The organism is Asticcacaulis sp. P2_C5, assembly GCF_056404555.1.
Genome location: NZ_JBFUDU010000001.1, coordinates 482631 through 504483, shown reverse-complemented (window position 1 = coordinate 504483; position 21853 = coordinate 482631). Strand labels below are relative to the sequence as shown.

Here is a 21853-nt window from a genome sequence, read left to right as displayed (position 1 = left end):
CGTCAAACTTGTATCAAATAATACTTTTGTTCAAGGTTCGTTGACACTTCTGCAACCGATTACACAGATAGTCGTGGGTAACTTATAAAAACCCAGGGAAGATGAGTCATGAAATCCAGCTTTATGACGGCGGCTGTCGTGTCGGCACTGGCCCTGATAGCGATGACCACCGCCGCCCAGGCCGCCAGCCGGGTCTATGTCACCCTGTCACGTTCGGAAAAATTTATCGACGGCATCCGCGACGCCATCCTCAGCGAGGACGCGGCCGACAACGAGGTCGACGTCAAGCTCGACCTGGCCAATAATGATCGCGCCACCCAGATCCGGCAGATCGACGACGCCATTAAGCAGAAGTACGACGCCATTATCGTCCTGTCGGTCGACAATGAAGTCGGCCAATACGCCTTCGACGCCGCCACCAAGGCCGGTATTCCGCTGGTCTTCGTCAACACACCGCCGCCCGTCGCCGACATCCGCGGCAAGGTTTCGATCGTCGCCTGCAATGACATTGTTGCCGGCCGCCTGCAGATGCGGCTGTTGTCCAATGCCATGAAGGGCGAGGGCAATGTCGTCATCATTCGCGGCGGAGACAGCGCGGCAACCACGGACCGGACGAGCGGCATCAAGGAAATCCTGGCAACCCACCCAGGCGTCAAGGTCGCCGGCGAAGCCAATGCCCACTGGAGCCGTGACGAGGCGGAGAAGATTGTCACCCAATGGCTGAACCAGGGGATCGAGATCAACGCCATCGCCGCCAACAGCGACGAGATGGCCCTGGGCGCCGCCACAGCCCTGCGCAAGCACGGCATTCCGGCCGGCCAGGTTTTTGTCGGCGGTACGGACGGAACGTCCAATGGGGTAAACGGGATCATCGCCGGTAATCTGGCGGTGACCCTGCGCCAAAACACAACGGCCATGGCGCATATGTCGCTGGCCGGCGCCAAGACCATGGCGGCGGGCGGTTACGCCCAACAGTACGAATGGGTGCCGTACGAGATCGTCCTTCCGTCTAATGTGACGACGTTCAAGCCGTAGGGCGGCGCCACTCGACTAAGGTTTTATCGCCCTGCCCTTATCAGTTCGCCATGGCCCGCGTCACGGTCAGGCGCAGACCGAGCGCGTCCTCGACAACGTCCAGTCGTGGCAACAGCTCTGCGAGGGACTTAAGTTGCTCCAGCGACGCAGGCTTGACCATATAGCCGACAATACCGAGAAGCCGGGCATGGTGACGGTCGGCCTCGTGATCCGAACCCGTGCACATGATCACGGGCGTACGGGTCAGGCGCGGATGGGCGCGAATCCTGTCGAGCAAGGCAAAGCCGTTTTCACCAGGCAGGCTGATATCGAGCAGGACCAGATCGATCGGCCGGCGCAGGCTGGCGGCGGTGATGAGGGTCTCCATGGCTTCCGGCGCCGACGTCGCAATACTCAGGTCACACCCCATGCCGCCGGCCCCCAGCAGACGCCGCTGCGCCAGGATAATATCGCCACGCGCGTCATCGACCAGCAGGACACGCGCCGGTACGGCCATGCTTTCGGTGATGTTTCGCGGATCCGGCTGGTAGGTGATAGGGCGCTTACCGCCGTTGGGCAGAAACGACGAGAACAGGAGATTGGCCTTCATCTCTCCGGCCTTTCGTGCAGGCCGTCACACCGCGGTCCGACAATCGAACCGAGTGGCGGCGGGGAGCCAGGCAGACTCGCGATACAAGGCGCTGTGGTTCGACGTTCTGACGACTTAATCCACGGTTGCCGTAGAGCGGGTCAAGGCTCAACCATAAAGGGATTGGATTAACGAAGCCTTAAGACTTTTCCAGCGCGGCACGGAACAGCGGCTCCAGTTCGCCGGCAATGGCGATATGTTCCTCGGCGATTGGATGGCCGTTGGCCGGGCGACCGGGATAGTGGCCAACAGGCGCATGGCTGACCAGGGGTGATCCCAGACGCTTCACCACCTCGCCGATATAGGACCCGAGCACGGTGCGTTTCGGCTGGTCGCCATCGGTGACAATGGGCGAATCCATCAGGAAGATATGGGCCGATGCCGCGTCGCGGTGGATCTTTTCGACGAATTCGACATAGGTTGAGACGAAATCGGTCTGATCGGGAATGCCCTGGCTGAAATCGTTGGTGCCGAGGCAAATGCCGATGGCGTCGGGAACATAGCTGTTGTGGTCCCACAAGGGCGACGCCTCATCCGGCGCCGCACGCTCGTAGAATTGAGGGGCGTTGACACCGCTGCGGATGCCCTGCCAGTCGCGCGTCAGGCCGCGCCCGCCGCACGCCACCAGATGACACTGAGTTCCCAGACGCCGGGCCAGGACCATGCCATAACTCTTGTGTGCGTCGGCGAAAGCGATGTCGTTGCGGGTATCGTCGCGGGCGACGTCGCAGGCTTCGCCGCAAGTGATCGAGTCGCCGATCAACATGATCTTTTTGGCCGGCAGGGGCGCCGGCGTCAGGAACCGGCCAGAGTCGATCGTCGCATCGGACACGTCCCAGACACCCTGCCAGCTCTCGTTGCGCCGCGTGATCTCGACGCTGTGTTCGCCTGAAGCGCCTGTAAACACCGTCAGATCCTGCGTGCCCGGCGCCAGGTGGATCATCTGCGGTGCGGCGCCATCGATGGCGATATCGAGATAGACATTGTCGCTGGACGCAGCGGTCTTCAGCACCAGCTTGCTGGCATTGAAGCGGATGCGCAGCACGACGCCAGGAAACCCGGCGCGTACAGTGCCATCCTTGATGTCGGCCCCACGGCCTTCCCACTGCAGATAGGGACTGCGCGCCTTTAGCGACAATGGCTCAGAGACGAATGCCTTGGGCTTTGCCCTAACCGACGCGGAAAAGGCCAGGCCGGCGGCCAGGGTAGACAGGCCAAGGGCCCGGCGATCGATCATCATGGCATTCTCCTGCCCGGCATTACTATTTTGAATTTGTTTAATTTAGTACATGCGACTTGTCCATATGACGCCACGGCAGCCTGTGGCAAATCCGGCACTGTATCGAGCATTTCATAGCATAATAGTTTAAATAATTGGCTTTTTGAAGATGAATCAATCATCACCTTGCGATAACAATCACATGCGCGCATAATTGATCCTCACGACGCACGTGACGCCAAAACCATAACAGGCTAGCAGGAGACGCTCATGACCAGGTGTAGAGTTTCAATGCGTACAGTTTTGCTGGGTACTGTCGCGGCCTGCGCCGCCCTAACCAGCCAGGCCCAGGCCCAGGATGCAGCGGGCACGACGACGGCCGACGAGACCGTCGTCATCGTCAAGGGCTATCGCCAGGCGGTGCAAAGCGCCGTCACGGCCAAGCGCAAATCCGACAACATTGTCGACATTATCAAGGCCGACGATATGGCCAGCTTCCCCGACGCCAACTTGGCCGAATCGATCCAGCGCGTGCCCGGCGTGTCCGTCACCCGCGACGGCGGTGAAGGCCGCAGCATCACCGTTCGCGGCCTGGGCGGCGACTTCGTCCGTACCACGCTGAACGGCATCGACGCCTATTCGGCCACCACCGGTTCGACGCTGGGCGTCGTCGCCGGCATCAACCGGTCGCGCGGCTTCGACTTCTCTACCTTCGCGTCGGAACTGTTCAACAGCGTGACAGTGTCCAAGTCGCAATCGGCCGAGATGCAGGAAGGCTCACTGGCCGCCTCGATCGACCTGCAGACCGGCCGCCCGTTCGACAAGCCCGGCTTCCGCATGGCGGGTTCGGCCCAGGCTGCCTATTACGACAGCAACAAATCGACCTCGCCGCGTCTCGCCGGCCTGATCAGCAACACCTGGGACACCGGCATGGGCAAGTTCGGCGCCCTGCTGTCGGTGGCCTACAGCACCCGCACGGCGCAGGAAGACGGCTATTCCGACACCTCGCAGTCCGACTTCTCCGACATCAATAACGGCTTCTGCGGCGTCGCCGTCGACGATCCGAACCAGTCGGGCAGCCAGGTTGTCAACACGCCTATCCCCTATGTCAACCCGCTGGCCGGCACCGGCAACCGCCCGGCCAACCAGTGTTTCTCGGGCCTGCCATCCGATCCGGTCGCCTATGCCAAGATCAACCAGCCCAACGTCTTCCTGCCGCGCAACCCGGGCCTCGGTCGCTTTACGCTGGACCAGAAGCGTCTCGGCATCACCAATTCGTACCAGTGGCGCCCGTCCGACGATGACAGGCTGACGCTTGACATCGTCTATTCGCAGTTCGACCAGAACCGCCTCGACTATGCCCTGTCAAACGCCTCGAACAACCGCAATGTCAACGGCGCCACGGCCGCCTTCCCGTTGTTCGCCGGCCGCGTCGACTCGCAGATCATGGACGTCAATGTCGATGCCAACGGCCAGGTCGACTACATGAAGCTCAACCACGTCGATATCAAACACATCGAGGAAAAGAGCGTCACCTCGACCAAGACCCACAGCCTGGGCTTCAGCTGGGAACATCGCTTCAGCGACCGCCTCAGCGGCAATCTGAAAATCGGCCACGCCGGTTCGGACTTCGACCAGCCATGGGACGTCCTGATGTCCTATGACGCCTTCAACAAGGACGGCTATGTCTGGGATTCGCGCAAGAGCGTGCAGACGCCGTTCGTCAACTACGGCTATAATGTAAACGACCCGGCCAATGTCACCTTCACCAATGCCGGCACCGGCCTGACGCCCGACATCCGCATCACCCAGGTGCGACTGTTCAACAATGTCGGCTCGTTCGAAGGCAACCTGAAATTCGATGTCAATGGCGGCCTCACCTTCAAGACCGGCATCATGCTGAAGCGCTACTACACCAAGTCGATGCAGCAACAGCGTCTGTTCCAGAACAACGGCCCGCGCTGTACGGTCAGCTCGACCAACCCGGCGTCGCTGACCCCGGCCACACCGTGCCCGCCCGGCACCTATGAGCCCTTCCACTTCGCCAGGTTCGCCACCGACTTCCCCGGCAGCGCGCCGCTCAGCGAGACCATCACCAACTGGGGCGAAGGCCTCGACAGGCCGTCGGGCTCCGTCACGGGCTGGGTCGTGCCCAATGTCCAGGCCTATATCGACAAGGTCGGACTGCTGTGCAACTGCGCCAACGACTACGGCGACTTTACCCTCAGCTACACCACGGCCCTGGGCAATAACCGCTCGGTCATGGAAAAGGACAGCGCCGTCTATGTCCAGGCCGACTTCGATACCTCGGTGATGGGCCGCCGCCTGCGCGGTAATGCCGGTGTGCGCTATGTCGAAACCGACATGACGGCCCAGGGCTACACCTCTGCTACCTCCTATGTCTCGGCCAGCCACAAATATAACGACCTGCTGCCGTCGCTGAACCTGGCGCTGGACGTCAAGGACAACCTGGTGGCCCGCTTCGCCTATGCCAAGGTCATGGCGCGTCCCTACCTGCTCAACCTGACGCCGGGCGGTTCGGTCAACTCGACCTTCGGCGCCCAGACGGCCACGATCGGCAACCCGCTGCTCAATCCCTTCCGCGCCCAGAACTACGACCTCAGCCTGGAATGGTACCCGCAAGCCGGCGCCATCCTCAGCGCGACCCTGTTCTACAAGGACGTCGGCACCAATATCCAGACCTATACGGTGATCGAGCCCTATAGCGCCACTGGCCTGCCCGACAGCCTGCTGACCCCGCCGACCACGTCGTCGGACAACTTCACTGTGACGACCCAGCTCAACACGCCGGGCGGCTTCATCCAGGGCCTGGAACTGAACTGGCAGCAGGACTTTACCTTCCTGCCGGCGCCGTTCGACAAGTTCGGCGGCCTGGTCAACTACACCCACGTCCGCTCGTCGCAGACCTATTACCTGACCTCGGGCACGACGCCGGTCGTGGCGCACGACCAGTTCCAGAACGTGTCGCCGAACTCGGTCAACGCCACGCTGTACTACGACAACAGCAAGCTGTCGGCGCGGGTCTCGATTGCCTATCGTGACGAATATATCGTCGCCTTTCCGTTCAAGGCGGGCGTCAACGATGCTTTCGGCTCCTATGCGACAACCAATGTCGATGCCTCGGCCTCGTACAAGCTGACACCGCATGTGACGCTGAAGTTCGACGCACTCAACCTGACCGACCAGAAGGCCGATCAGTGGAGCGGCAAGACCCGCCGGGCGCAACGGGTTTATTCGACCACCGGCCGTCAGTTCTTCTTCGGCGTTCAGTACACATATTAGGGCTCAAGCGCCGCCGCACGTGCGCCCCTGACTTTCCTGTTGCCCTCCGTGGGGCTTACCTGGCGCGCGGCTTCCTTGGTCGCGCGCCTTTTCTATACATCATGGGCAGTGGGCAAAGAGTTTGTGCATAGCCGATCATTATGCATCGCCGATTCGTCGTGGTAGGATGACAACCTAAACGCCTCACGGACCTCGCCATGCCCCTGCCGTCACGCCGCGCTATCAGCCTCCTCCTGACTGGCCTGATGGCCATTCCGGCCTTCGCCCGAGCGTCGAACCGACCGTCAGCCAGCCTGCACCGTCATCCCTTCCTCCTGAGTGGCGAATGGGACCATCGCAAGGACACCCAGACTCTCTTCCTGGTACGCGGCGGTAAGGTCGTGTGGAGCCACGCGGTCCCGATGACCAATCCCGACGGCAGCGGGAATGAACTGGGCGACGCGTCCCTGCTGGCCAACGGCAATGTCCTGTTCGCCTACAAGACCGGCGCCGCCGAGGTGACGCCCGACCATCGCCTTGTCTGGCAGTTGGTCGCGCGTCCTAATGCCGAGATCCACACCCTGCAGCCGATCGATAACGGCCGTATCCTGGTGGTCGAAAACGGCGATCCCGCCCGCCTGATGATCATCAACCCAACGACCGGCGCGATCGAAAAGGAACTGCACCTGCCGGTGCCGCATCCCGACAAGCCGCATATCCAGTTCCGCCGCGTCCGCATGACGCCTACAGGTACCTTCATTGCTGGCCATCTCGACGATCGCAAGGTCGTTGAATACGACGGCGACGGCAAGGCGATCTGGACCTTCCCTATTCTGCGGCCATGGAGCCTGCAGCGCCTCGACAACGGCAATACCCTGATCAGTTGCTACAGCGAGGACGTCAAGACCCAGGTGATCGAGGTCAATCCGGCCGGCGAGACGGTCTGGCGCTTTTCGCAATCCGATGTGCCGGATATCGCCTGCTACCAGTTTCAGGGCGTCAAGCGGCTGAAGAACGGCCACACCATCATCTGCAACTGGTGCGCCGGTGACGTGAAGGACACGGCAAATTGGCCGGAGACGGTCCAGGTTCTGGAAGTCACACCCGCCAAAAAGGTCGTCTGGGCGCTGAAATCATGGCATGCGCCCGACCTCGGCACGGCGTCGTCGATCCAGCTTCTCGACCAGCCGGGCGGCTACGGCGTGGCGGCCTGAACAGGCGATGCATTCCTCCCGCCTGAGTCACTGCTGGCGCCTGTGGCCACGACAGGTGTCGCTGTGTGAAAAAGGTGATAAATATTGACACCGCTTCCAATCGTGTTAGCAATCATAATCAAATGACCTCTGCCTTCGGGCCGGCGGGTCCCATACAGCGGGCGTGATGCCCCAATAAAGCCGATCCCCCCAGGCTCGGAACAGTTACAGGAAGCAGGAATGAACAGGAAACTGCGTCTGAATGGATGCGCTGCCTTAGTCGCAATCGCTATTGGAAGCGCTTTCAATTACGCGCCGGCGATCGCAAAGACCCACGCCTCGGTCACCTATACGCCGGATGCCCGGGCGCGTGCGCTGCTCAAGAAGATGACGCGCGACGAAAAGCTGCTGCTGGTCTTCGGCTATTTCGGCGCCGACATGCCGGGCAAATATACGCGGCCGGCGGAATCGCGCTGGTCCTCGGCCGGTTATGTTCCGGGCATTGCACGGCTCGGTATCCCGCCTCAGTACCAGACCGACGCCGGCATCGGTGTCGCCACCCAGCACGATGCCGACCATTGGCGCGAGCGCACCTCCCTGCCTTCGGGTTTGGCGACGGCAGCGACCTGGGATCTCGACCTGGCCTATAAGGGCGGCGCCATGATCGGCTCCGAAGCGCGCGATTCCGGCTTCAACGTCATGCTGGCCGGTGGCGTCAACCTGCTGCGCGAACCGCGCAACGGGCGCAATTTCGAATATGGCGGCGAAGATCCCCTGTTGGCCGGCCGTATCGTCGGCGCCCAGGTCAGCGGCATCCAGTCCAACCACATCATCTCGACCATCAAGCATTACGCGTTCAACGCCCAGGAAACGGGCCGCCACTACGTCAGCTCGAACATCGATCACGACCAGGCCCATATGTCGGACCTGCTGGCCTTCCAGATCGCGCTGGAACAATCTCGCGCCGGCTCGGTGATGTGCGCCTACAACCGCATCGACGGCGACTATGCCTGCGAAAACGCCTGGTTGCTCAACGACGTCCTGAAGGGCGACTGGGGCTATAAGGGTTATGTCATGTCCGACTGGGGCGCCGTCTATTCGACCGCCAAGGCCGCCAATAACGGTCTCGACCAGGAATCGGCCGGCCACTCCTTCGACAGCCAGCCCTTCTTCAAGGAACCTTTGGCCGCTGCCCTCGACAGCGGAGCGGTCAGCGGAGCGCGCCTCGACGACATGGTACTGCGCATCGTGCGCAGCCTCTACACCACCGGGGTCATGGATGCGCCGATGGTTGAGGACAAGCCGATCGATCTGGAGGCCCACGCTGCCGTCACCCAGGCCGATGCCGAAGCTGCCATGGTCGTGCTGAAGAACGACGGCAATATTCTGCCGCTGATCAAGACCGCCAGGAAGGTCGCCATTATCGGCAGCCACGCCGATGTCGGCGTCCTGTCGGGCGGCGGTTCATCCCAGGTCCATAGCGTCGGCGGCAATGTCGTGCCCGGCCTCGGCGATCCGGGCTTCCCCGGGCCGGTGCTGTATCACGCGTCTTCACCGATGCAGGCCATCGCTGCCCGCCTGCCCGGAGCGCAGGTGACCTATAACGATGGCACCGATCCTGTCGCCGCCGCGGCCCTGGCGGCGCAAAGCGATATGGTCATCGTCTTCGCCAACCAGTGGACGGGCGAGGATATCGATTTTTCGATCACCCTGCCCGACAACCAAGACGCAGTGATCGCGGCCGTCGCTGCGGCCAACCCAAAAACCGTCGTCGTGCTGGAAACCGGCGGTCCGGTGCTGATGCCGTGGGTCGACAAGGTCCCCGCCATTGTGGAAGCCTGGTATCCCGGCAATCGCGGCGGCGAAGCCATTGCTCGCGTCCTGTTCGGCGAGGTCGACGCCTCGGGCCGCCTGCCCGCCACCTTCCCGGCCTCGCTCGACCAATTGCCGCATCCGGTCCTGGCCGACAACAACGGCAAGCCGCACGAACCGTTCGACATGGCCTATAGCGAAGGCGCCGCCGTCGGCTACAAATGGTTCGACAAGCAAGGCCTGACACCGCTGTTTCCCTTCGGCCACGGGCTCAGCTACACGTCGTTCAGCTATTCCGGCCTGACGGTCAAACGCGATAAGGGCACGGTCATGATCGGCTTCGATGTCAAGAATACCGGCGCGCGCACGGGCAAGGCGACGCCGCAGATCTATATCGGACCCAACAGCGATGCCGGCTGGGAAGCGCCCCGGCGCCTGGCCGGTTTCTCCAAGGTCGAACTGGCGCCCGGTGCCGTGAAGCATGTCACCGTGACGGTCGATCCGCGCCTGCTGGCGGTCTATCACGACGGCTGGAACATCCGCGCCGGCGACTATACGGCGTCGCTGGCGGCGTCTTCGCGCGATATCCAGCAGACGGTCATGTTCACGCTCGACGCGGTGAAGCTCCCGGCCACCTATCGCGGGCAGTAAGCACAGAGCAAGAAATTGACCACGAACTTCACGAACCCACACGAACGTCAGGATTATTACCAACCGTTCGTGTCCGTTCGTGAGGTTCGTGGTCAAATACTTACTTCATATCACCCGGTCGGCATGCGCTCAAAAGCCGGCAAGGCCGGGTCCATCATATCCCAGGCGTGACCGCGGACGCTGTAGGTCAGGACCTGAGGATTGAACATGCCCGGATCGTCGAGGCTGGTCGCGTGGACGGCTATAAAATCCGGCATGGCGGAGAATGTCAGATAGACCGGGCTGCCGCAGGTCGGGCAAAAGGCGTGGGTCTTGGCATTTCCACTATCCCCCGCCACGCTCCACTGTGACGCATCGCCGGTCACCCTGACCTCGGCGCGCCGTGGGAAGGTGAGATAGGAGCCATGCCCGGTTCCGCTGCGTTTCTGGCAATCCAGGCACTGGCAGTGGTTCTCGAAAATGGGTTCATGGCTTGTTTCATAGCGGATTGCGCCGCAGGCGCAGCCGCCGGTAAAGGTCCGCATCATCGACATATCCTTCAATGGATCGTGCCGGCGGCTTCGCCCAGGCGGCCGACCACGACCTTCCAGCCCTCACCCATTTTCTCGAACGCCGAGGCGTTTCTGGGCATGACGAAGCCGGCATGGACGATCGACACCCGCGTGCCACCGTCCACCGGTGTCAGGGTAAAGCTGGCGATCGTATCGAGTTTCGAACCATAGCCGACATTGTCATCGTCCCCGGCGCGCCAGGAAAAGGCGAGACGCTGATGCGTCACGACTTCGAGGACCTTGCAGGCAATCGTGCCGTCCCATTTGCCGGCCGGCGTGGTGTGGAAGGTAAATTCCTGGCCGACGACCGGCGCAAAACCGGTGGGTGGCATCAGCCAGCGCGCCATCAGTTCGCCGTCGGTCAGCGCCTTCCAGATGGTCTGCGGCGTGTGCGGGAAGACCTCGGCGACGACAATGTTCTTGAGGTCGTCTTGCTGCATTGTGTTTGTCATAAGTCGGTGTCCTTAGAGTCGATGTCTTGTGGATCGATGTCCTGCAGGAGGGCTCGAAGGTCGCTGAACCGTTCGCGCCAGAATATGCCGTAGTGCTGCATCCAGCTGAATACGGGGGCAAACCCCTCGGGGCGGGCGTGGTAATAGACCTTGCGACCCTCGGGCCGCTCCCCGACCAGTCCGGCCTGTTTCAGCGTCTTGAGGTGCTGGGAAATCGCCCCCTGAGTGACGCCGCTGTCGCGCGTCAGATCCACCACAGTGATCTCGTCTGCTTCGCTCAGCCGTTCATAGATGGCGCGACGGGTGGGGTCCGATATCGCCTTCAGGACGGTGTCTATGGCCATGTGCTCAGTCATGACGCATTCATTAGCCATCGCTAACTAATTAGTCAATACTAAATAATTAGCACACACTAATTAATTTCTGAACCGACCGAAAAAAGGCCGGAACGCCAACGCGCTCCGGCCTGAGTTTTTGGGTCCGAACTACGGACACCGGGGGAAGAAGGTGTAACAAGAGCCAAATGGAAGCGCTTCCAATTACACTCTACTTATCCTCCCAACCGCGGCGGAAGTCAATCGGAATTCGGGGAAAATCGATCGTCCTACGGGTTCCAGACATAGGTCGCCGCGGCGCCCGCCGGCAGGGTGTAACTAAAGGCCGAGCCCGAGAACTTGACGGCAAAGGTCGAGGTCACCGTGTTCGAATTGAGCACGATCAGCACGACCGAGCTATCGTCACTGTTCTTGTAGGCCACGGTGTCGATACCGCCTGTGCTGTCCGAGGCAATGCGCACCGCGCCCGGCCGGACGAACTTGCTGGCATGGGCCAGGGCGTAGTATTCGAGGTTCTTCGTCACCGCGCCGGTCGCCGAATTGACCGTCACCACGCCGCGGCAGCCATTGCAGCCGCCTTTGTGCGGTCCGCCGGTCTCATCCAGCGCCAGGTTCCATTCCAGCACGCCCCTGGCCCAGTTGCGCGGCGCACCGATGATCAGGTTCTTCATGTTCCAGCCGAAGTTGGGCCCGAAGTCGGCCGCCCAGGTGCCGCCCGAACATTCGGTGAAATAGGCGTCCTTGGTCGGATAGGCGTTGTGCACCGTCGTCTGGGCCGAGACGTCGCCGGCATAGCAGTGCCAGGCGATGCCGCTGACATAGGGATTGGCCACAGAGTCGGCCAGGACCGTGGTCGGCGAACTTGGCAGATCCCAGTTATGGTCGTAGTCGAGGATCTTGGTCGTCACGCCGTCGGCGAGGAACTTCGGCCCGAGATGACCGCCGATAAAGGCGGCGCGCGAGGCCGGCGGCACGCTCATGCCGGGATAGTCGTTGGGCTCGTAGCCTGGCTCGTTCTGCAGGGTGAGCAGCGAGATCGGCACACCCTCCGTCCCCATGGCCTTGACGTATTTCGACAGGTAGTCGGCAAAGGCCGGATAGGCCGAGGCATTCAACGTACCCTTGTACAGGCTGTCGGTCGACTTCATCCATGCCGGCGCGCTCCACGGCGAGGCCATGATGGTCATATGGCTGTTCAGCGTCTGGGCCTGCTTCATCAGCGGGATGACATCGGTCCTGGCAGCCGCGATCGAGAAATGCGCCAGGGTCGGATCTGTCGCGCCCGCCGCCATGTCGTCATAGGTATAGTGGGTCGACGAGAAGTCCGATGCCCCGATGGTCAGGCGCACGAAGCTCAAGCCCAGACCCGTTGTCCCGAACAGGTCGCTCATCAGGGCATCGCGCTGGGTCGAGGTCATATTGTGGTTGATGACGAAGGCCGAGGCATCGGTCATGGCGGCGCCGAAGCCGACCATGGTCTGGAAGGTCTGGGTGGCATCGACATTAATCACCGTGCCGCTGGCCGAGGTCAGGTTGAAGGTGACGTCGGTCTGGGCAGCCAGCAGCTTGCTCTGGTCGGCGTCGGTTTCCCAAACCTTGGCGACAATGCCCGAGGCCGCCGGGGTGCTCGAGGACGACGAGGACGAAGAAGAAGATGATCCACCGCCACCGCCTCCGCCACTGCCGGCGCTGGCGCCGCCGCAGCCGGCCAGCACCATGGTGGCGCCCGCCACGATGACGGCGGCCGACATGTACAGCCGTTTCCTGATCCTGTTGGTCATCCCTGGTCTCCTTCTGATTATTGAGCTTTCGTTATTGCGCGGGGCAATAGTTGGCGACGAAATCGCCGTGGCGCGGCAGGTAGTCGACGCACTTCCTGACCACGCCGGCGATATTGTTGAGATAGGCTGTGATCTTTGCCTCGGGCTGGACGTCGACAAAGGGGTCGTAGGCCGCCGGGATCAGCCCCTGGCCGATCAGCACCTGGATCCAGCTTTCCTCGGCGAACAGCTCTTCCTTGTCCTTGTAGACCCGGCCCATGACGGCAAATTCGTCGAGCTTGCGCTTCAGGCTGTCGGGGATCTCCATGTCGCGGCAGTAGCGCCACATGGCGCTGTCGTCGCGCCGGCTGACCTTGTAGTGGGCGATGATAAAGTCGCGGATGCGCTCGACGTCGAAATCGGTCTGGGTGTTGAATTCGGCGACCGTCGAGGGCGCAAAGCCGCGGTCCGGCCACAGATTGATCAGGCGCAATATGCCGGACTGGATCAGCTGGATGCTGGTCGATTCCAGCGGCTCGATAAAGCCGCTCGACAGGCCGATGGCGACGACATTGCGCTTCCATATCTGGCGGCGCTTGCCGGTTTCGAAACGGATGATGCGCGGCTCGGCCAGGGCTTCGCCCTCGAGCCCCTGCATCAGCTTGGCCGTCGCCTCGTCGTCGCTGATAAAGCGGCTGGAATAGACGTGGCCGTTGCCGATGCGGTGTTGCAGCGGAATGCGCCAGCGCCACCCTGCCATTGTGGCGGTCGAGCGCGTATAGGGCAGCAAATCGGGAGCGTTCGCGCAGGGCACGGCCACGGCGCGGTCGCAGGGCAGCCACTGGCTCCAGTCGTCATAGCCGCTGCGCAGGGCCTGCTCGATCAGCAGGCCGCGAAAGCCGGAACAGTCGATAAACAGGTCGCCCTCGATGCGGGCGCCGTTCTCCAGGGTTACCGCTTCGACAAAACCGGTCTCGGCATCGAGGTCGGGATGGGTGATCTTGCCTTCAATGCGCACGACGCCGCGCGCCTGCGAAAATTCGCGCAGAAACCGCGCGAACAGGCCGGCATCGAAATGATAGGCATAGGCGATTTCGCTCAGCGGCGACTTCTTCATCTCGCCTTGCGGCTTGGTAAAGCGGTTGCCATAGGCGGCGGCCGTATTGATCGAATAGTCGGCGAAATTATCCGACACCTGGCCGGTGCCGCGCATCTTCAGCCAGTACTGATGCATGCGCAGCCAGCCCAGGTCCTGGCCGATCTTGCCGAAGCCATGCATATAGGAATTGCCGGTCCAGCCCCAGTCGCGGAATTCGATCCCCAGCTTGAAGGTGGCTTTCGTCGCCTTCATGAACTCGACTTCGTTCAGCTCCAGCAGTTCGTTGAAGCGCTTGATCGCCGGGATGGTGGCTTCGCCGACACCGATCGTGCCGATATCGTCGGATTCGATCAGGGTGATACGGGGCCGATACGGTGCGCCTGCCGGCATCAGCTTGGCCAGCAGGGCGGCCGACATCCAGCCGGCGGTGCCTCCGCCGACAATAACGACCGATCGTATTGGATTAAGACTCACGTGTATTTCCTTATGGTTCCTTAGTCTGCGATTTGACGCAGTTTAAGGAAGTAAGAAACCCCACCACCGCACTTCGGTCTACGCGTCACTTCGTTTTCGCTTGACCTTGTGCGGTCCCCCTCCCCACGCTTCGCGCAGGGAGATATAAGAAAAGCATGGAACTTCCTATACATCCCTGCGCGACGCGCTTGCGAAGCGTGGGGAGGGGGACCGCCCGAGCCATTACGCAGCGTAGCGTAGTTTTGGCGATGGGTGGTGGTGGGGTTTCTTGCTTCCTTTGCAGCTACATTCCCGCGAAGCCAACGGATCATGCGGCGGACCTTTCGGCCCGCCGCATTTTCCTGCCTCCAGCGTTACTGGAACCGGTAGCTCACTCCGAACAGGATGGTCTGGCCGTATTCCTCGTAGTTTTCGGGGAAGGCCGTGCCGTCCGCCGTCTTGTTCTCACTGACCTTCAACTGCGTCTGGTAGTTCGAGTTGGTCAGGTTGTAGCCCTGCAGCATCCAGGTCAGGCCCTTCAGCGGCCCGTCCTGCATCTGGTAGCTGAGCTGGCCGTCGACCTGCTTGTCAGCCAGGATGCGGGTCGCACCCCGGTTGGCGAACAGCTGGTAGGTCTCGCCCAGGAAGGCCGAACGGTAGCGGTAGTTGACCCGTGCCGAGAAGCCCGCCTTTTCATAATAGGCGGTGGTGTTGAAGATATCGCCCGAGAAGCCCGGCAGCTTGGCCGGATCGGTCGGATCGCCGGCATGGATGTTCGTCCAGCCACGCGACACACTGGCGATCAGGCCGAAGCCGTCCAGCGCACTCCACAACAGTTTGCCGTCAAGGGCACCGCTCAGTTCGACGCCGCTGACATTGCCGCCATGGCCGTTGATCGGCTGCGAGAAGCTGCCGATATTGGCCGGCGCGCCGTTCGGATAGATATAACCGCTCGGCACCGGTTGTCCCAGAGCCGTAAGCTCGGCAGAGCTCAGCCAGCGCTCAGGCGTGATATTGCTCGAATTGGCGAAACCGCTGAAGTCGAAGAAGTCGTTGGTTTCGCCACGAATGTACGACCGCAGGACCTTCTGGAAGGAGGCTATGCCGAAATAGCTCGTCTTGCTGAAATAGTGCTCGTACGAGAAGTCGATACCGTCGGCGATCCACGGCTTCAGGTTCGGATTGCCGCCGCCCCCGCCCCAGTGGTGACCGACCTGACTGACGCCGGCATTGCGGCTGGCGCGCAGATCGTCCATGCGTGGCCGCGCCATGGCGCGGCTCATGGCAAAGCGGAAGGCCGAATTGTCGTCGATATCGTAGATCAGGTTCAGGCTGGGCAGGAAATCGCCATAGGAGGTGCTCTGCGATACCCACTGGCCGACCGCCGGGTGGCTGTTGTCGCCATAGGCACCGGCATGGGTGATGATTTCATTGCCGGACGAGGTCTGCTTGGCCGAGACATATTGCACGCCCAGATTACCGCGCAGGCCGTGACCGCCGATCGTGCTGTCGATGGTCAGCTTAGCGAACAGGGTGACCAGTTCTTCGTCGACCTGCCAGTACTTGTTCAGGTTATCTTCGTTGAGGATCGGCCGCTTGTCGTAATAGGTGTTGATGATGTCCGGCAGGTAATAGGACAGCACACCACCGAACCCGGCCCAATCGAGATTGGTCGGTTCCAGCAGGTCGGCAGCGGCGACGCGGACGCGTGTGCCGTGGCAGTCGAATGCAGCCTGGTTCCAGCCCTTCAGGCACAGGTCCCACTCCTGGACGGAGCGGTTCTTGATGCGGTGTGAGTAATCGATGCCCATGTCGAGGCCCTTGAAACCGCCCCATTCGATGTCGCGGGCGCCGCTCAGGCGAACCGTCGTCAACTGGTCGGTGACCTTCGGGTCGCGCATGGTGCCGTCGTGCGACCAGCCGCCCCAGGGGGCCGCATCGCCGAGATAGACCTTGCTGGCGTCGGCATAGTCGAAGCCGGGATCCAGTTGCGGGAAGCCGCCGAACGGAATCTTCTCGACGATCGTGTCGAAGGTCCGCGTCAAAGGCGTCGGCGACGTGCCGTAGCCGGCATAGGTTTCGCTGATGCTTTCCTTGCGGACAGAGCGCGAATAGCCGAGGTCGACGACCGAGCGCCACGGCCCGATGTCGAAGCGATTGTTCGAGCCGAACGAGAACATCTCGTCGCGGCGCAGGTTGTTGTCATTGCGGACAATCGGCGCGATGCCGCTGACCGTCTGGCCCAGGGCGACCTTCGAGCCGTGGATGTCGACGAGTTCCGGGTTGCTGATGTGGATGTCGTCGGTCCACTGGGTCTGGTACCACTGGGCGCCGTGGGTGACTTCGTTCTGGTCGAAGACCGAATAGTAGAAGTCGTTGACGCTGCGGAAATTATCGCCCGGCTTGAAATCGATAACGGCCATGTAGCCGTCGCGGACCTGGTTGCGCGATGTCGCCCAGACTTCGACGCCCTGCAGGCCCATGGCGTCACCATTGCCGGCACCGTAACGCGGCTGGTGGGTGACCGAGTCGTCGCCCTGGCGATCCCACCACCACGACTTGGAATGCTGCAATTGCGACGGATCATCGAGGTGGGCATAGGACAGGGCGACACCCAGCTTGCCATCCATGAACTGGTCGATATAGGCGAAGCTGAGACGGTTGCCGTTGGCGCTGGTGCCCGGATTGAGCACGCCGTTATTATTGTAAGACCCGCGTACATTCACCGAAATGACGCGCTTCTTGTAGTCGAGCGGGCGTACCGTGTTGAGCACGACGGTACCCGACAGGCCCTGGCCGGTCAGGGAGGCGTCGGGCGTCTTGTAGACAATGGCCGACGAAACCATTTCCGACGGATACTGGTCGAATTCGGCGGCGCGGTTATCGCCGGACGACACCTGCAAACGGCCGTTCAGCAAGGTGGTCGAAAAGTCGGGCGACAGGCCGCGGATCGAGATGGTCTGCGAACGGCCGCCGACGCGCTGGGCCGCCAGGCCCGGCAGGCGCGCCAGGGATTCGGCGATCGAGGCGTCGGGCAGCTTGCCGATATCTTCGGCCGAGACGGCTTCGACGATCGACGTGCTCTTGCGCTTGATGGTCAGCGAGTCGGCCAGGCCCTTGCGCAGGCCGGTGACGACAACGACGGTTTCTTCGGCCTGCGCCGCTTCGCTTGCGGCGGCATTTGTGGCAGCATCTTGAGCATGGGCAACACCTGCCCCTGCGGCCAGCAAAACGGCGCAGGCGGCGGTCGTCATATAGAGATAGGTTTGACGCCCGCGGTGCGCGCGGTGCGATACATTCTTCATGTTTTGTCCTCCCTGGGAGACCTGAATATTGCGGCTGTTGTAGGAGCTCATCCATGCCGCTATTGGAAGCGCTTCCAATGTACGTCAAAGAACAAGGCTCCCGTCAAGTCAAATGGCATTGAAATAGCGATGTTACCGCTATAATGGGCTATTTCGCGGCCGCTCTGCGTTAAAAACGTCACGCTTTGACCATAATACCCGCCTCTGCGTCCGTTACAATTGATATGCGCTTCCAATGCGTACGGCCAGCCCGATTCCACCGGGGAGGCTAACCTGTCAGCATTTGTAAGTAGGTCATCCCGCGCCCAGCGCTTACCGTCGCCAGCATTATCCGGGAGCCGTTCCATGTTCAGAAAAACCATCTCGCTTATCGCGCTCGCCTGCGCCCTGCTGCCGGCTATCGGTCATGCACAAAACCAGGCCGCTGATGAAGCCCGCCGTCAGAACATGATGAACGAGATGCGCGCCAACGACTACAAAAACGACCAACGCAACAATACGCCTGGCCCCAGCACCTACCGCAGCACGACCAGTTCGGGCTCGGGCACCGGCACCCACGACGATAGCTCACCCGCGACCTACGCCAAGCCGTACGAATACGTCCCCGAAGGCCCGCACAGCGTCGTTGCCACCTACGAATTCAAGGTCTTCGTCCAGGAAACCGAAGCCCAGACGATCGCCCGCATCACCACCGAGGCCAGGGCCGGCAACGCCCAGTCGCAATATAACCTGGGCCGCATCTACTATACCGGCTACGGCGTCACCCAGGACGACGCCCAGGCGCGGCACTGGTTCTGCGAGGCGGCCAAACAGGACCACCCGATCGCCAAGTCGCAATGCGCCGCCATGCTGTATAACGGCCAGGGCGGCCCGGAAGACAAGGCCCTGGCCATGACCTATCTCAAGGACGCGGCGCAAAAGGGCGATCCCTACGGCGAGGCCCTGTACGGTTTCTTCACCTACCAGGATGGTGTCCGCGCCGGCAACATGACGGCCGACGCCCAGACCGTCGCCTATCTGGTCGACGCCGCCGATCATGGCGAAATGGTAGCCCAAGGCATTCTCGGCTCGACCATCCTGTACTTTTCCGGCCCGACCCAGGATCTGCCGCGCGCCCTCAAATACCTGCGCATGTGCGACGCCAAGGGCCTCGCCATGTGCACCGGCATGTTGGGCGAAATCACCTATTACGGCTACGCCGGAATAACGGCCGATCAGGATGCCGGCCTGGCCATGCTGACCCGCGCCGCCGACGCCGGCAACGAAGGGGCCTGCGGCAACCTGGCCAATATCTATAACGACCAGAACGGCGGCCGCTACGACGAAGAGAAGGCGCTGAAATATGCCCGGGCCGGCGCTGCCGGCAGCAACCCGGACGCCGAAGCCGAACTGGTGCTTGGCCTCTATACCTATCTTGGCGTCCGCGTCGAAAAGGACATGGAACAGGGCCGTCGTATCATCCGCCGGTCTGCCGATCACGGCAACCCTCAGGCGCAGTTCTATACCGGCCTGTTCTATTACAACGGCGAAGGCACCGACAAGGACGACGTCGAGGCCGTCCGGTGGTTCCGCCGCGCCGCCGACGGCGGCATGCCCGGCGCCAAGGAACAATTGCAACTGCCCGACCTGGTCGAGGCTGCCAAGCAACTGTAGTCAAAAATGAAGTCCAGGCGATGGCGCGGGGTTTCTGCGTTCGAAAAATTTGTCGGACAAAAGGTTGCAGTTGTTTCCCGCGGCCTGCATAGGCTAACCTTTCACCTGATTTGGCGGCGCGCCAGCCCCCACAACGGAAAGGTCCGGCTCGATGAAACCTCTGCATTTGCTTGGCAGCAGCCTGGCCGTCATGGCCGTAGCCCTGTCAGCCCTCTCCGTACAGGCCCAGGCGAGCCCCGATCCTTTGGCGCCGACAGGCCGCTGGAGCGCCTACACAGCCGGGCGTGCCGCCACACCGCCCATGGGCTGGAGCTCATGGAATGCCTTCGGTACAGATGTGAACGAGGCGCGAGTGCTGGATTCGGCCACGACCATTGTCGACAGCGGTCTGGCCGCCAAGGGTTATCGCTATATCAATATCGATGATGGCTGGTGGCTCAAGCGTCGCCAGTCCGACAACCGCATGCAGGTTCGCAGCCAGATATTCCCGTCGGCGGCGGTCGGCGGACCGGACGAGACCAGTTTCAAGCCCTTTACCGACCGGATTCACGGCATGGGATTGAAGGCGGGCATCTATTCCGACCTTGGCCGCAATTCGTGCTCGCAGGCCTATGGCGGCCCGGGCACGCCGAACCTGCCCGAAGGCACGGTCGCTGAGCGCGAGGTCGGGCTGTACGGCCATGTCGCACAGGACATAAAGCTCTATTTTGATGACTGGGGCTTCGACTTTATCAAGGTGGATGGCTGCGGCGTCCGGGCCTTCACACCCGACTCTGACAGGGTCAAGAGCGGCCAATACCGTGTCCTGGGCCCCCTGATCAATTTTCAATCCGTCAACCGTACCGATGTTTCGGAAATCAAACGCCTGTACAGCGAGATCGGCGAAACCCTGCAACGCGACAATCCGGACGGCGACTTTGTCTTTTCGATCTGCGCCTGGGGCTCCGCCGATGTACGCGCGTGGGCCAAGTCGGTCGGAAACCTGTCGCGGACCAGCGACGATCTGTCGCCAACCTGGGGACGCATGCTGACCAATTTCGACAGCGCCGCCACCCGCGCCCTGTACGCCCATCCGGGTACCTGGAACGACCCCGATATGCTGTTCGTCGGCCACGGCGACTTCGACGAACATCATCTGACGGAAGCCAAATCGCACTTTGCGCTGTGGGCCATGATCAATGCGCCCCTGATTATCGGCTATGACCTGCGCAAGGCGCCGCCGGAGCTGATGGAGATATTCGGCAATAGCGACATCATCGCCATCGACCAGGACCCCGCCGGCAACCAGGCAGTCCTGGCCTATGACACCGACGACGTGCAGATCTTCGTCAAGACCCTGGGCACCGATCCGTCGCACAAGGCCGTTGCGATTTTCAATCGCTCGGACACGCCACGTGAGATCAACCTCACCGCCGACCATCTCAAATACGCGACGGCGGATAATGTTCAGCTCAAGGACCTGTGGACCAAGGTCCTGCTTCCGGCTTTCAAGGGTGAGGTCAAATTACGCGTCGAACCCCACCAGACACTGATCTTCGACGCCCACGGCACGCATGCCCTGGCGGACGGCGTTTACCTGTCGGAGCTGCCCGGCCGCGTAAATCCGGCGGTTGACGGCGTCGTCGTGCCTCAGGCGGATCCGTTTATTCACCGCATGGTCAGCCCGTGGGCTGGTACCCAAGGCCGTGGCGATCTGCCGATGTATTCCGGGTGGGGCGGCGCTGCGGCCGACGCCACGCCCTATGGCCGTTTATTGCAAATCGACGGAAAGCTCTTCTCAAACGGTATCGGCATTCTGGCCGGTTCACGCCTGGAAGTCCGTGTGGCCAATGAGCGCCGATTTGAAGCCAGCGTGGGCGTCGACGATTCCACATTGAACCCGTCGCAAGCCGTCACCTTCTATGTCTATGGCGACGGTAAGCTTCTGAAAACGTCAGGACGGATGCAGTTCGGACAGGCGCCTGAACGCCTAAGCGTTGATGTACAGGGTGTGAAAATCCTGGAACTGGTGGCCCGCGCCGACGCCGAGAGCCCGCAGCCGGCGACGGTGACGTGGGGTGACGCAGCCCTGTTTCGATAGGGTCGAACGGAGATCGAAAATTTCTAACTACCAGGCAGGTACAATGGTTCGTGCAACGCGGTGACGGCACGTCTTTTTACAGTGGAATTTTGGATCACGAAAAGCACGAAAAGCAGAAAAGCACGAATATTCAGGATGGAAATTCTCCCGCGCGAAGCGCCTTCATTTTACGCCTGAGGCCAAGAACTCTATTGAATGCCCTTCGGGCGATATAGGATCAGCCCACTCCATTCGTGCTTTTCTGCTTTTGGTGCTTTTCGTGATCCAAGATTCCACAAACGGAGACGTGCCGTCACCGCGTTGCACGAACTGCTTTATGTAACCTCAAGTATGACCTGATCATAG

Annotated in this window: 14 protein-coding genes; 6 read left to right on the top strand and 8 right to left on the bottom strand. The window is 61.5% G+C overall.

All coding sequences use genetic code 11. The features are described 5' to 3' along the window. Window positions 1-108 precede the first annotated feature (108 nt). Window positions 109-1035, top strand: a complete 927-nt coding sequence (locus AC1DXO_RS02030; protein WP_476976415.1) for a substrate-binding domain-containing protein — start codon at window positions 109-111, stop codon at window positions 1033-1035. 40 nt (window positions 1036-1075) lie between these two features. Here the strand turns inward: AC1DXO_RS02030 and AC1DXO_RS02025 are convergent, their stop codons facing one another. Next, a complete protein-coding gene (locus AC1DXO_RS02025) occupies window positions 1076-1624 on the bottom strand; it encodes a response regulator (RefSeq protein ID WP_476976414.1) in 549 nt (182 codons plus the stop codon). 178 nt (window positions 1625-1802) lie between these two features. After that, on the bottom strand, window positions 1803-2903 hold the full coding sequence (locus AC1DXO_RS02020; RefSeq protein ID WP_476976413.1) for a GDSL-type esterase/lipase family protein: 1101 nt from the start codon (window positions 2901-2903) through the stop codon (window positions 1803-1805). A 270-nt stretch (window positions 2904-3173) separates the two neighbouring features. On the opposite strand from AC1DXO_RS02020, the gene AC1DXO_RS02015 reads away from it, so the two are divergent. The 3 genes from AC1DXO_RS02015 (at window position 3174) to AC1DXO_RS02005 (ending at window position 9820) form a co-directional block, all read left to right on the top strand. After that, on the top strand, window positions 3174-6185 hold the full coding sequence (locus tag AC1DXO_RS02015; protein ID WP_476976412.1) for a TonB-dependent receptor: 3012 nt from the start codon (window positions 3174-3176) through the stop codon (window positions 6183-6185). Between the two features lie 197 nt (window positions 6186-6382). After that, window positions 6383-7378 carry a hypothetical protein gene (locus AC1DXO_RS02010; RefSeq protein WP_476976411.1) on the top strand — a complete coding sequence of 332 codons (996 nt, stop codon included), beginning with the start codon at window positions 6383-6385 and terminating at the stop codon, window positions 7376-7378. Window positions 7379-7597: 219 nt separating this feature from the next. Further along, window positions 7598-9820 (top strand): beta-glucosidase, encoded by a 2223-nt coding sequence (locus AC1DXO_RS02005; protein ID WP_476976410.1) that lies wholly within the window; start codon window positions 7598-7600, stop codon window positions 9818-9820. A 110-nt stretch (window positions 9821-9930) separates the two neighbouring features. Here AC1DXO_RS02005 and AC1DXO_RS02000 read toward each other — a convergent pair whose 3' ends face one another. The 6 genes from AC1DXO_RS02000 to AC1DXO_RS01975 form a co-directional block, all read right to left on the bottom strand. Further along, window positions 9931-10347 carry a GFA family protein gene (locus tag AC1DXO_RS02000; protein ID WP_476976409.1) on the bottom strand — a complete coding sequence of 139 codons (417 nt, stop codon included), beginning with the start codon at window positions 10345-10347 and terminating at the stop codon, window positions 9931-9933. Window positions 10348-10358: 11 nt separating this feature from the next. Next, a complete protein-coding gene (locus tag AC1DXO_RS01995; protein ID WP_476976408.1) occupies window positions 10359-10823 on the bottom strand; it encodes an SRPBCC family protein in 465 nt (154 codons plus the stop codon). Then, window positions 10820-11179 carry an ArsR/SmtB family transcription factor gene (locus AC1DXO_RS01990; protein WP_476976407.1) on the bottom strand — a complete coding sequence of 120 codons (360 nt, stop codon included), beginning with the start codon at window positions 11177-11179 and terminating at the stop codon, window positions 10820-10822. The genes AC1DXO_RS01995 and AC1DXO_RS01990 overlap by 4 nt, the downstream gene beginning before the upstream one ends. Before the next feature lie 248 nt (window positions 11180-11427). Beyond that, window positions 11428-12939 carry a glycoside hydrolase family 30 protein gene (locus tag AC1DXO_RS01985; RefSeq protein WP_476976406.1) on the bottom strand — a complete coding sequence of 504 codons (1512 nt, stop codon included), beginning with the start codon at window positions 12937-12939 and terminating at the stop codon, window positions 11428-11430. Window positions 12940-12970: 31 nt separating this feature from the next. Next, window positions 12971-14491, bottom strand: coding sequence for a tryptophan halogenase family protein (locus tag AC1DXO_RS01980; protein WP_476976405.1), 1521 nt, complete (start codon window positions 14489-14491; stop codon window positions 12971-12973). Window positions 14492-14844: 353 nt separating this feature from the next. Then, window positions 14845-17775, bottom strand: a complete 2931-nt coding sequence (locus AC1DXO_RS01975; RefSeq protein ID WP_476976404.1) for a TonB-dependent receptor — start codon at window positions 17773-17775, stop codon at window positions 14845-14847. Between the two features lie 345 nt (window positions 17776-18120). Here AC1DXO_RS01975 and AC1DXO_RS01970 point away from each other — a divergent pair, with 345 nt between their 5' ends. Beyond that, window positions 18121-19428: an SEL1-like repeat protein gene (locus AC1DXO_RS01970; protein ID WP_476976403.1), complete on the top strand. Its 1308-nt coding sequence runs from the start codon at window positions 18121-18123 to the stop codon at window positions 19426-19428. 151 nt (window positions 19429-19579) lie between these two features. Then, entirely contained in the window at window positions 19580-21508 is a 1929-nt protein-coding gene (locus AC1DXO_RS01965) for an NPCBM/NEW2 domain-containing protein (RefSeq protein WP_476976402.1), read from the top strand. The last annotated feature ends 345 nt before the right edge of the window (window positions 21509-21853 follow it).